8 protein-coding genes are annotated in these 13281 nt (G+C 35.5%); 7 read left to right on the top strand and 1 reads right to left on the bottom strand.

Features of this window, described 5'->3' with window-relative positions; all coding sequences use genetic code 11:
- Positions 1–63 precede the first annotated feature (63 nt).
- The 6 genes from F7O84_RS12265 (at position 64) to F7O84_RS12240 (ending at position 9106) form a co-directional block, all read left to right on the top strand.
- On the top strand, positions 64–1980 hold the full coding sequence (locus F7O84_RS12265) for an endonuclease MutS2 (RefSeq protein ID WP_151145564.1): 1917 nt from the start codon (positions 64–66) through the stop codon (positions 1978–1980).
- Positions 1981–2052: 72 nt separating this feature from the next.
- A complete protein-coding gene (locus tag F7O84_RS12260) occupies positions 2053–3261 on the top strand; it encodes an SGNH/GDSL hydrolase family protein (RefSeq protein WP_151145561.1) in 1209 nt (402 codons plus the stop codon).
- Between the two features lie 183 nt (positions 3262–3444).
- Positions 3445–3753 carry a hypothetical protein gene (locus F7O84_RS12255; protein WP_151145559.1) on the top strand — a complete coding sequence of 103 codons (309 nt, stop codon included), beginning with the start codon at positions 3445–3447 and terminating at the stop codon, positions 3751–3753.
- A 14-nt stretch (positions 3754–3767) separates the two neighbouring features.
- The gene (locus F7O84_RS12250; RefSeq protein ID WP_151145557.1) at positions 3768–6536 is read left to right on the top strand and encodes a C1 family peptidase; all 2769 of its coding nucleotides are present in this window, start codon (positions 3768–3770) and stop codon (positions 6534–6536) included.
- Positions 6537–6714: 178 nt separating this feature from the next.
- Positions 6715–7728 (top strand): UDP-glucose 4-epimerase GalE, encoded by a 1014-nt coding sequence (gene galE, locus F7O84_RS12245; protein ID WP_151145555.1) that lies wholly within the window; start codon positions 6715–6717, stop codon positions 7726–7728.
- 46 nt (positions 7729–7774) lie between these two features.
- A complete protein-coding gene (locus F7O84_RS12240; RefSeq protein ID WP_151145552.1) occupies positions 7775–9106 on the top strand; it encodes a methyl-accepting chemotaxis protein in 1332 nt (443 codons plus the stop codon).
- 123 nt (positions 9107–9229) lie between these two features.
- Here F7O84_RS12240 and F7O84_RS12235 read toward each other — a convergent pair whose 3' ends face one another.
- The gene (locus tag F7O84_RS12235) at positions 9230–11674 is read right to left on the bottom strand and encodes a glycoside hydrolase family 94 protein (protein WP_151145548.1); all 2445 of its coding nucleotides are present in this window, start codon (positions 11672–11674) and stop codon (positions 9230–9232) included.
- Positions 11675–12242: 568 nt separating this feature from the next.
- Between F7O84_RS12235 and F7O84_RS12230 the strand changes: the two genes are divergently transcribed.
- On the top strand, positions 12243–13265 hold the full coding sequence (locus tag F7O84_RS12230; protein ID WP_151145545.1) for a LacI family DNA-binding transcriptional regulator: 1023 nt from the start codon (positions 12243–12245) through the stop codon (positions 13263–13265).
- Positions 13266–13281 lie beyond the last annotated feature (16 nt).

Below are 13281 nucleotides of genomic sequence, written 5' to 3'. Positions count from 1 at the left end.
GTAGGACTATTTCTTTATGGTCTTACAGGATTTTTTAATTTATGAAAAAAAGGAGATAACACATTGAATCAATCATTTAAAATATTAGAATTTGATAAAATAAAAGAACATTTAGTAGCATCAGCACTCACAGAGCGGGCAAAACAACAATTAAACGAACTTCAGCCATTTTTGTCAGAACAAGAACTGGAAAAAAATAAATCGGAAACAACACAGGCAAGAATCATACTAGATCATTATGGTGAGCCACCACTTGTAAGCTTAAATCAGGTAGAGAGTATTTTAATTACAGCAAAGCAGGGAGGGCTTTTAACACCAGCACAGCTAGAATATGTTGGAACTGTTTTGGTAAGTGTATTAAGATTAAAAGATTATTTGAACCGTGCAAAATCGCTGGAAGTTAGCTTAGCGTACTATGAAGAACAACTTGGTAGTATAGATGAGTTAAGAAAAGAAATCAGTGAGAAAATACGAGGAGAAAGAGTGGATGATTATGCAAGCAAACAATTGAAAACACTGCGCTCTGAGATAGATGCCTTAGATAGTAAAATGCGAACAACAGCAGACAGCATGTTGAGAAAAAACAAAGAGTGTTTTACCGACCATTTTGTAACGCTTCGAAACGGAAGAATCTGCCTTCCCGTAAAAAAGGAATATAAATTCAAAATTTCAGGTAGCACCATTGATAAATCTTCTACGGGAGCCACTCTTTTTATAGAGCCTACCAAAATATCGCAAATGAATGAGGAGCTATCCTATTTAAAAATTGAAGAAGAAAACGAAGAAAGAAGAATACTATATTCACTAGCTGCAAAGGTAACCGAATCAGAAGATATATTCTATGAAAACATAAGAATCATTGAAAAGTTGGATTTTATCTTTGCTAAGGGTAAGTTAAGCCTTGACATGAAGGCGACAGAGCCAAGGATTAACACCCAAAGAAAAATAGAGATAAGAAACGGAAGGCATCCTTTTTTAGATGAAAGCAAGTGTATCCCGCTTAATTTTGAAATTGGAGAAGGGATAAACGGTATTGTTGTAACTGGACCTAATACAGGTGGAAAAACGGTGGCTATAAAAACAGTAGGACTTTTAAGTATCATGGCACAAAGTGGCCTTCATGTACCTTGCGAATATGGAAACTTTACAATGAACAGTCAATATTTATGTGACATTGGAGATGGTCAAAATATTACAGAAAATCTTTCGACCTTCTCTGCTCATATAAAGAATATACTTTTCATATTACAAAGGGTTAATAAAGAAAGTTTAGTTATTGTAGATGAGCTTGGCTCAGGAACAGATCCAGCGGAAGGAATGGGCATTGCAGTTGCTATCTTAGAAGAGCTAAGAAAATCTGGATGTTTGTTTCTTGCAACCACTCACTATCCTGAAATAAAAACGTATGCGGCGAATACAAGTGGCGTTATCAATGCAAGAATGGCATTTGACAAAGATTCCTTACAACCACTTTATCAACTTAAGGTTGGAGAAGCAGGAGAAAGTTGTGCACTTCAAATTGCAAAAAGTCTTGGAATGCCTATTGATATGCTTATTACAGCAAGTAAGGCTGCATACAAGGAAGAAGAAAATGCATTCATAAAATCTCTTATACAAGAAAAAAAGAAGGATGTGCCCAAGCAAGAGCCTATTCCTAAGATTCAAAAGAAGAAGGAAAAGGTAATCACAAAAGAGTTAAGTACGCTTTATAACATTGGCGACAGCGTTACAATTTATCCAGATAAAAAGATAGGTATCGTTTGTAAAAGGGTGAATGAGAAAGGTGTGCTACAGGTACAATTAAAAGATAAAAAGATTTGGTTAAATCATAAAAGAGTAAAATTACTTGTTAAAGCAGAAGAGTTATATCCAGAGGATTATGATTTTTCTATCGTATTTGACTCAGTGGAAAAGAGAAAGGCACAGCATCAAATGGGACGAAAATATGCGGGAGATTTTGAAATCACGTTTGACGAATAAAGCCGTGATTGAAAAATTTTTGATTGTACGCTATACTGTAATAGCATTTTAGAACTAAGGAGCTATGAACAGATGAAAATGGCACATAAAAAGACGACAGAGAAACTTATTTTAATAGGTTTGATGATATTTGTAATTGCCTTAATAACGTATGAATTTATTAAAATAAGACAGCTAAATGAGACACTGGCCGCATTGCAAACAGAGTTAGATGACAAATACGAAGAGACAAATAAAAAGCTTGATTCCTATAAGGATGATATTCAGATTTATTTACCTGATGTTATTTATGTAGCAGAAGGAATTACAACGGAAATCTATGACAGTCAGGTAACTTCATTAGGAGAAAAGATTGACCAGTACAATGTCAATTGGGTATGTGAAATTGGAAAGAATATGAGACGTAAGTTTTCCGTTACAGGAACTTACGAGTTAATTGGAGACTATTCTTTAGAGTTGCAGATTTATGATAATAAAATGAATTTGATTGCCTCTAAAAGTACGACCCTATCTCTTATAGATAATGAAATTCCAAAGACAATCTCAATATTGACCATAGGTGATAGTTTATCCTCTAATGTGAATTCATATTTACAATTGGCAAAGCTTGGTACGGGAAATATTGAATTTGTTGGGACAAGGGATATTGATGGTTATAAATGTGAAGCAAGACTAGGCTTTTCCGCAGGAGATTATTTGTCAGAAACCTATTACGAATATGATGGTGGAACACCCCTGCAACCGTTTTTTAATAAAGAGACAAAGCAGTTTGACTGGAATTATTACAAGAAAACTACAGGTTGTAATCCTGATGTAATTGAAATTTTTCTAGGAACAAATGAGATTGATGTGGACCCAACAGAGAATGGAAACAATATCCTGTTAATGATTGATTTAATAAGACAAGCGGATCCTGATATTCCAATTTATTTCGTAAATACCATATATCCAGCCAATCAAGATGGCATTGGTTCTTGGCAAAACAGCCATAGTTTAGCAGTGCTCCCAGGAAGATATAAGTTTGAAGAAGATACCAAAGTGTTTAACTTGATGGTATATATGGCGAACAAACTTGCAAATTATGATAAAGTTTATATGGTTCCTGCCGCGATTACTTTTGATAGCGCCAATAATTTTACCACATACACGCAGGCAGATAATCCTTATACTACGACTACAATTGAAGTACCTGATAATGGAATCCACCCAAGTCCAGCAGGCTATAACCAGATTGCAGATACATTCTATAGTACGCTTTGTGGGACAATTCGAGAGTGGTAGCAAAACAAAAGACCAACTTTCTACATGAGTAATAAAATGTAGCAGTTGGTTTTTTTCTGTTTTTTTATACTCCGTTTTTACAAGGATTGTGTCGAATTTTTATTCGAAAAGGATTGAAGAGCTTGTGTCAATAAGGTATTATAGATAGGTATCGGTTCAAATCAAATAAATGAGGTGAGTTAAATGTATAAGAAGCTGATGATGGCATGTATTTGCATCCTTGTGCTCACAGTTGCCGCTTGTAAAAGTAAAAATACAGGTGATAATGCAACAACAAGTGATATACAAAAGGATACAAAATCAAACGAAACAAAAGACATATCCGCTGAAGATGAGAAGAATACGGATGATTTTGAGAACATCGAAGAATCAGATATCAATAGCGAGACGGATAAATCAAAGGGTGATTCTGATAAAGAAAATACGAATGAAGAACGTAAAAATACTTATCAGGATGTAGATATAAAAGTACCAAGTATTCACGAGGACTAATTGAGGGAGGACTTATGAAAAATAGACTAATGATGAAGGCAGGTGCAATTTTTTTAGCCGCCTGCGTAACGCTAAACACCTTTCAGGTAACGGCATTTGCAACGAATCAAAATGTAGAGTCTGTGCAAGTGACGGATAGTAGCAATACACCAGATACACCAGAAGGTGCAAAAGACAATGAGGATATTGATACCACAGATACGAATGATAACGACAGCACAAATAATTCTGATACGACATCAGAAGATAACGGTACGACAGACGATAAAAAAGATACACAAGAAACGGATACCCCAAGTAATCCAGATACGGATACTACGGATACTGGTACTACAGATACTGGTACTACGGACACTGACACTACAGATACAGATACTACGGATAATGGGACAGATACAAATGACTCAAATGCTGGTGACACAACAAATCCAACAGATAAGACGGATAGCACAAATACGACAGAGATTACAGATACAACAATTACCAACCAAGAAGAACTAGAAAAAAATGATATAGACAAAGATACACAAGAGTTGAAAGAAGAACTGGAAGAAAAAGAGGATGAAGATGCGGTTGAACGTCATATGGGCTATAACAGCGTGGAAGACATTAACATTCCAAGTCTTTATGATGGCTCTTACTTACCAAATCATATGGGAACACTTCCTTCTAGTTATGATTCTAGAAAATATGGGTATATCACACCAGTAAGAGACCAAGGGTATTGGGGAAGTTGTTGGGCATTTTCTGCAATTGGTATGGCAGAAGCAAACCTTGTTAAAAAAGGTCTTGCAGGAAATAACCTTGATTTATCCGAACTACATTTAGCATACTTCTTTTACCATACAGTTACAGACCCATTAGGAAACACAGCGGGTGATAGCACCAAGGCGCTATTAGACAGTTACCTAAATCAAGGGGGAAACAGTGCTTTTACCACTTTTGCACTTGCAAGTTGGATTGGTGCGGCGGATGAATCAAAAGCTCCATATGGGGCAGCAACAAGCGAGGATTATGCACTGAATTCTAGTCTGGCGTTTGACGATGCTTATCATATGCAAAATGCATATTGGATTAATATGACAGATACTGCCGATGTAAAGAATATGATTATGAACTATGGAGCAGTTAGTACCTCCTATTATGCATATCAAAATGGGAATGCAACAACGAAATACTACAACGCAGCAACAAAAGCTTTGTATTATAATGGTCCTTACTATACAGACCATGCAATTATAATTGTTGGATGGGATGATTCCTTTAGTAAAACTAATTTTAATGAAACATGCAGACCGAAAAACAACGGAGCTTGGTTAGTGAAAAATAGCTGGGGGACAGGATTTGGAGATAACGGGTATTTTTGGATATCCTATGAAGATGCTGCATTAAATGATGCAGATTATTCGCAAGCTTTTGTTTTTGATTTTGAGTCAGCTGACAATTATGACCATAACTATCAGTATGATGGTTCATCTGCTGTTTTGGGAAGTGGTGTCGCGAATGGAGGAAGTATAGCAAATGTATTTACTGCAAAAGCCAATCCAAGCGGTGGTGCAGAAAATATTGAGGCTGTTTCCTTTGCTTTGTATGATGTTAATGTTGAGTATAGCATTCAAATATACACAAATTTAAAGAATGCAAATGATCCAACTAGCGGAACCGCCATGCTTTCTACTCCCAAAAAGGGAAGTACTTCTTTTGTCGGCTATTATACCGTTCCTCTTGACCAAGCCATAGAAGTTGCAGAGGGTAGTAAATTTTCCGTTGTAATAACATTAGCTAGAAGTGCAAGTACAGGAGTTTATTATTTTGCAGATAAATCTCGCACGAATGGAGATTGGATACAATTTACCAATGCAACACAAGCGGGGCAAAGTTTTGTAAAAGTCTCGTCTAGATATGATTGGTATGATTTAGCAGAAGAAGGAATGACAGCCAGAATCAAGGCATTTACAACGGATACAACATTAACGCAGCCGACGGGAATCTCTTTCGATAAAAGCTCTCTTACATTAAAAGCGGGAGAGAGTGTCACACTTACTGCGACAACAACGCCAGTATCCATACCTAGCAATGCACTTACGTGGACCACATCAAACCAGTCAGTTGCTACAGTAGATGCAAATGGAACCGTTACGGCAACTGGTATTGGAACGGCAACTATAACAGCAACAGCAAGCAATGGAATTTCTACCACCTGCAAAGTGACAGGAAAAATAGGTAAAGTTGTAAACTTAAAGGCATCTCAGACGACAAAACAGATAAAATTAAGCTGGACTAAGCAAAACGGTGTAAGTGGATACGAAATTTATCGATATAATAAAAGTACTAAAAAATATGAAAAAATTGCAACGAATACAAAGGCTTCTAAAAACAGCTACACAGATAAATCAAAAGAAGCTGGAAGTACCTATCAATATAAAGTAAGAGCTTATGTAAATGTGAAAAAGAAAAAGACATATGGTTCGTACTCATCCGTATTAAAGACTGCCACTAAAACGTCAACTCCGAAGTTAACAGGAACACCTCAGAGTAAGAAAGCAAAGCTTTCTTGGGAAAAGGTAGAAGGGGCAACGGGGTATGAAATTTATATGTCAACGAAAAAGTCCTCTGGTTATTCTAAGATAAAAACGATATCAAAAGGAAAGACAGTAAGTTATACCAAAAAAGGACTTAAAAAGAATAAGAAATACTATTTTAAGATACGAACCTATAAAAAAGTATCAGGAGTTAAAATTTATAGTGGATACAGTAAGGTTACTACGGTAAAAGTTAAATGATTGAATTAAGATAATAGCTCATAAAGCAGTGCGTGAAAATAAAGTAATTATAAGGGAAAAAGTGATTTTGAAGGCATTGTATTTAGCGAAATTTAGTGGTATTATATTTAAAAATACAATAGATTAAAAAGTAGTGAAAATTCTTATTTTTGGTCTAAAATGTACTGGAGGAGATGTTATGGCAATATTAGTTACAGGTGGTGCAGGCTATATTGGAAGTCATACTTGTGTTGAATTATTAAATGCGGGTTATGAGGTAGTAGTGGTTGATAACCTATACAATTCCAGTGAAGAAGCATTAAAAAGAGTGGAAAAAATAACAGGAAAACAAGTTAAATTTTATAAAAATGATCTATTGGATAAGGAAAGCGTTGAAAAAATATTTGAACAAGAAAAGATTGACGCAGTTATTCATTTTGCTGGATTAAAAGCAGTTGGAGAGTCCGTAAGCAAGCCGCTTGAGTATTATCACAATAACGTAACAGGGACATTAATTCTTTGTGATGTTATGAGGGCACATAATGTGAAGAACATTGTGTTTAGTTCATCCGCTACGGTTTATGGATCTCCTAAAACAGTGCCAATTAAAGAGGATTTTCCATTATCCGTAACCAATCCATATGGAAGAACAAAGCTTATGCTAGAGGAGATATTGCAGGATTTTGTTGTGGCAGACCCAGAATGGAATGTGATATTACTTCGTTACTTTAATCCAATTGGAGCACATAAAAGTGGGTTGATTGGAGAAGATCCAAAGGGAATACCAAACAATCTGGTTCCATATATTACACAGGTTGCAGTGAACAAATTAGAATGTTTAGGTGTATTTGGTGATGATTATGATACGCCAGATGGTACGGGAGTACGTGATTATATTCATGTAGTAGACTTGGCAATAGGACATGTAAAAGCCATTGAAAAACTAAAGCAGACAAAGGGAGGTGTATCAATTTATAATCTTGGTACAGGAAATGGATACAGTGTATTAGAGGTGATTCAAAGCTTTGAAAAAGCATGTCAGAAGGCAATCAAATATGAAATCAAGCCTAGAAGACCTGGAGATATTGCAGCTTGTTATGCAGATGCAACCAAAGCAAAAGAAGAACTTGGTTGGGTAGCTACACGTAGTATTGATGAAATGTGCGAAGATTCTTGGAGATGGCAGTCTAATAATCCAAATGGCTATCAATAAATAATGCTTGTTTTATTACTATAGGATAAAGGGCAGGAGGAGAACAATGAATAAGAAGATTAGTTTAAAAGTCGGAGGTATGCTTTCAATTTTAGTTTTACTTTGTGTGGCTTGTAATGCAATTTCACTAACAGTAATGTCTGGTATTAAAAGTGAAATGAATGCAACGGAATTGGCTTCGGGCTGGGGTGATATTTTGGATACTGGCTATACTGCAATTGCAGCGATGTCAGTAGTAGGTATTTTAATTGTTATATTTATCATGATTATGACGATAGTTACGGTAGCAAATCCTGCTAAAAAAGCTAAGAGTCAAATTGAAAGTTTAATTGAAGATATTAATTCTAATAAGGGTGATTTAAAACATAGGATTCAAGTAAAATCAAAGGATGAAATTGCGGAAATTGTAAAAGGTGTCAATAATCTATTGGATTGTATGCAGCAGATATTAAAAGCAATTAAAATAGAATCTTCTCATTTGAATGAAGCAATTGTTGAAATTGAAGGAAAAGTATCTGAATCCGATGCAAATATTAATGATGTTTCTTCTACTACAGAGCAATTATCAGCAAGTATGCAAGAGGTGACTTCTACTGTAATTCAGATTAATGAAGATGCCTCATCTATATTAGAAGCATGTGAAATGATGAATGAGCGTGCGATTGAAGGTTCCAATATGGCGCAAAGTATTAAAAAGAGTGCCGAAGTTATGAATGAGAATGCGGAAAATAGTAAAAGTCTTACCGACAAAACCGTAAATGAAATCTATACTGGGTTACAGGTTGCGTTGGAAAGTAGTAAAGATGTTAATAAGATTAATGAATTAACAGGTCAGATTCTTGATATTTCTAGTCAGACTAATTTATTAGCATTAAACGCTTCCATTGAGGCTGCAAGAGCTGGAGAAGCAGGAAAAGGATTTGCAGTAGTAGCGGATGAAATTCGAGTGTTAGCAGATAACAGTAGAGATACTGCGAACAATATCAAAGAGATTAGTAATATGGTTACTTCAGCGGTTGACCAGTTAGTTAGTAATGCAGAAATGATGATTGAATTTGTAAGTGTAAACGTATTAAATGACTATGAGGATTTTGTAAAATCAACGCAGGAATATAAACGTGATGCAGATAATATAAATTCAATTATCAATGAATTTGCAGTTAGTTCTGGTGAATTAAAACAGACCATGCAACATGTTAATGATGCACTGGATGGAATTTCTGTAACCATAGATGAAAGCTCTCAAGGTGTAACGAATGTGGCAAATAATGCAAATGGATTAGTTCAAGCTATGAGCATTATTATAGACCAGTTAAATAACAGTAAGGTAATTGCAGATAAACTAAATAAAGAAACACAAAGGTTTACGAATATGTAGGAAAGGGAGTAGTTGACGAAAAAGTCAATCTTCTAGTGGAAATCGTAATTGTTTTAGGGTCTTCTATGATACAGTATTTTATCATAGAAGACCTTATTAAATATATTTATATAAAACTTCCCTCTATCCCATAACAACAGTTACATTTACTTCAGATTTATCCTTCGCAACAGGAATGATATTTGATTCAACTAAAGTACCATCAACAGTAACAGATTTGATGCCCTTTTCTACATGTGATGGGTTCTCCACTGTGATGTGATAAGTAACACCACGAAAATCTCTTTTTGCCTTGAATCCGTCCATGGTATTTGGAATACATGGATCAATAATTAACCCATCATAATCTGGTCGAATTCCCAAAATATATTGTGATACATTTAAGAAAGTCCATGCAGAAGTTCCGGTAAGCCAGCTGTTTTTTGCTTCACCAAAGTTTGGTGCATCTTTTCCAGCAATCATCTGAGAATAAACATACGGTTCCGTGCGGTGGATTTCGCTAATGTCTTCAATGTAGGCAGGACATGTTCTTGTGTAAACTTCCCAGGCACGATTCCCTCTTCCGACTACTGTTTCAGCAATAGAGATCCAAGGGTTGTTGTGACAAAAAATTCCAGCATTTTCTTTATATCCTGGTGGATAAGAAGAAATCTCGCCCAGTTCAACATGATAACGATGGTATGGAGGTTGAAGTAGGACGATACCATATTTGGTATCTAAGTATTTTTCAACCGATTCCAATGATTTTAAGCAATAGCCTTCTTCTAATCCGATTTCTGCCATAACGCAAAAGCCCTGTGGTTCGATAAAGATTTTACCATCCACACATTCCTTTGAACCAATTTTATTTTGATAATGATCATAAGCACGAAGATACCATTCGCCATCCCAACCAGTATCTAAAACCGTTTTTTTCATATCAGAGATTGCCTTTTGTGCTAGTTTAGCTTCTTCAACCAAGCCTCTATGCTTACAGATTTCAACATAATCTTTTCCATACTTTACAAACATTCCTGCAATGAATATCGATTCTGCATTTGGGCCTTCAGAAGGACCAAATGTTTGGAACGATTCACCTGGCTCTGTTGAGAAACAGTTTAAATTTAAGCAATCATTCCAATCAGCTCGACCAATGAGAGGTAAACCGTGTGGTCCGATATGCTCCATCGTATAGTGAAAGGAACGTCTTAGATGTTCCATTAAGTCAGTTGCCTTTAAAGGATCACTATCATATGGGGTTTGCTCATCTAAAATACTATAGTCACCAGTTTCTTTGATATAAGCAGCAGTTCCAGCAATAAGCCAGAGTGGATCATCATTAAATCCACTACCAATGTCAGAGTTTCCCTTTTTGGTAAGTGGCTGATACTGATGATATGCACTTCCATCTTCAAACTGTGTTGAAGCAATATCTAGGATACGTTCCCTTGCACGATCTGGAATTAAATGTACGAAACCGAGTAAATCCTGGCAAGAATCTCGAAAGCCCATGCCACGCCCAATGCCTGACTCATAATAAGAAGCAGAGCGACTCATGTTAAAGGTAACCATACACTGGTACTGATGCCATATATTGACCATACGATCTAGTTTTTCTTCGGAAGAAGAAATAGTAAAATGGCTTAATAATTGATTCCAATATTCTTTTAAGTCAGTAAATGCTTGGTTTACTTTTTCCGTTGTATCAAATTTGGCTAATAATGTCTCAGCAGGAGCACGGTTAATGATTCCATCTTCTGCGTTACCAACCCATTTATCTTCCACTGCATTTTCAACATACCCAAGAACAAAAACATAGGTTTTGCTTTCACCTGGGGCAAGCGAAACCTTTAGATGATGCGAACCAATTGGACGCCAACCGCTTGCAATGCTATTTTTGGACTGACCAGATACAACAACTTCTGGAGCAGAATTCTCACCATAAGAGCCAAGAAAAGAATCTTGATCCGTGTCAAAACCATCGATGGAGGAATTTACGGCATATACGGCATAGTGATTTCTGCGTTCACGGTATTCTGTCTTGTGATATATCGCACAACCATGAACTTCCACTTCACCAGTAGAGAAATTTCTCTGGAAATTAGTCATATCATCCATTGCATTCCACAAGCAAAATTCAACATAAGAAAATATTGAAAAATTCTTTGAAACATTACTTTCATTCGTCAAGGTTAATTTGTTAATCTCACAAGCAGAACCCATTGGAACAAAAGCGGTGAGTTCAGAAGCTAGCTGGTTTTTTGTCCCCTTAATAACGCTGTAACCCATCCCATGGTGACATTCATAGAAATCTAAAGGTGTTTTTGAAGGCATCCATCCTGGATTCCAAATTGAATCATTCTCTTTTATGTAGTAATAATGTCCATTACTATCCCTTGGAACATTATTATAGCGGTATCTAGTAAGTCGAAGTAATTTTGCGTCTTTATAAAAGCTATATCCCCCTCCAGTATTGGATATTAATGAAAAGAAGTCTTCACAACCTAAATAGTTGATCCATGGTTGTGGAGTTTTTGGTGAAGTGATGACATATTCCCTTTGTATGTCATCGAAATATCCATATTTCATATGAAATACCTCCTGTTGATTTAAGCTGATTTTTTATAAATGTGTGTTGAATCAAGCAGATAGAAAACGATTAAGTAAAAAGAATATGAGATGAGTATATATTTAATACGGAAAAAAAGCAATAAAAATATTAAAACATATGAAAACTTTGCTATAAACTGCATAAAATTTAAAAGACAAAGTGAAGCAAACAAGAAGATGAAGTATTAGTGTAATGCAGAGAAAGTCAGGGTTTTTGACGAATTTCCCTAGATTTAGACAATAATGTTTTTGGGGGTGATTATGCGGATGTAATTATGGAGAATAAAAATTTTTATTTTCCACCTGAAGTGATAAAACGTAGGTGAAAATTTTATTATAATAAAAGGAACGGCAAAAACGTATAAGTAATCTTTTAATAAAATCTACATATAATTTGTTAGAAGTGCACAAAAAACTTGATATATAAATATTAAATTAGACGAAATGACAATAATTGGTTGCTAATATAAAAAACATAAACTATAATTGACTTAAGAAAACGATTAAGTAATGTAATAAATTAACTAAGGAATGGTGTGCACTTTTAATGATATCTATAAAAACTATAGCAGAAAAATGTAATGTGTCTGTTGCAACAGTAAGTAAGGCATTGAATGGACATAATGACATTGGAGATGAAACAAGAGTACGAATAAAAAAGGCAGCGGATGAGCTTGGATATCTCCCTAATGCGGCTGCAAGAGCACTAAAAACAAATCGTACCTATAGTATAGGAGTACTCTTTGAGGAAGAAGCTGGATGTGGACTGACGCATGAATATTTTTCGGGAGTATTAAATGGGCTGAAGTTAGAAGTAGAAAAGAATGGATATGATATTTTATTTATTAGCTCTAATTTTGAAAATAAAAAAATTTCCTATTATGAACATTGCAAATATCGTAATTTAGATGGCATCGCAATTGTATGTGCAGACTATAAAAACAAGCAGGTGCATGAACTTATGGAGGGGACGATACCTGTAGTAACTATCGATTATGTACACTACAATTGTACCGCAGTATGTTCGAATAATATACAGGGAATTGAAGATTTGCTTCGCTATATTTATTCAAAAGGGCATCGAAAAATAGCGTACATACATGGACAAAGTAATTCTTATGTTACGAAGGAACGTCTGGCTAGCTTCTATCGCACAATGGATAGTTTAGGCATTGAAGTTCCTGATACATATATAGAGACAGCAGATTATATTGAAACTACAAAAACAGCAGTATGCACGAAAAAGCTTCTTGAGCTACCAGATCCACCAACCTGCATAATATATCCTGATGATACTGCATTACTTGGTGGAATGAATGTTATAAAGCAATTGGGACTTCAAATACCAAAAGATATATCGATTGCTGGATATGACGGAAGTAAGATGTCACAATTATTATATCCTACCATTGCTACAATTAAACAGGATGCGCAACGAATCGGAACTGAGGCGGCAAGACGTTTGATTTGTAATATTGAAAAACCAAAATTAGCCTTGGTTGAGAGAGTGATTATTGAAGGGATGCTTCTGACGGGCCAATCGATTGCAAATTTGGAACCAAACCAGTAAAAACTGAAAGGAAAAG

The sequence above is a fragment of the Candidatus Galacturonatibacter soehngenii genome, from assembly GCF_008830185.1.
GTDB lineage: Bacteria > Bacillota > Clostridia > Lachnospirales > Lachnospiraceae > Lachnotalea > Lachnotalea soehngenii.
Note: the sequence above shows the minus strand (reverse complement) of the source record. Positions and strands in the feature narration are given on the sequence as shown.

Bases quoted from the DNA above. Each gene is read 5' to 3' on its own strand.
- F7O84_RS12260 (WP_151145561.1), top strand. From the start codon at position 2,053: ATGAAAATGGCACATAAAAAGACGACAGAGAAACTTATTTTAATAGGT.
- F7O84_RS12250 (WP_151145557.1), top strand. From the start codon at position 3,768: ATGAAAAATAGACTAATGATGAAGGCAGGTGCAATTTTTTTAGCCGCC.
- F7O84_RS12255 (WP_151145559.1), top strand. From the start codon at position 3,445: ATGTATAAGAAGCTGATGATGGCATGTATTTGCATCCTTGTGCTCACA.
- galE (WP_151145555.1), top strand. From the start codon at position 6,715: ATGGCAATATTAGTTACAGGTGGTGCAGGCTATATTGGAAGTCATACT.
- F7O84_RS12240 (WP_151145552.1), top strand. From the start codon at position 7,775: ATGAATAAGAAGATTAGTTTAAAAGTCGGAGGTATGCTTTCAATTTTA.
- F7O84_RS12230 (WP_151145545.1), top strand. From the start codon at position 12,243: ATGATATCTATAAAAACTATAGCAGAAAAATGTAATGTGTCTGTTGCA.
- F7O84_RS12235 (WP_151145548.1), bottom strand. From the start codon at position 11,674: ATGAAATATGGATATTTCGATGACATACAAAGGGAATATGTCATCACT.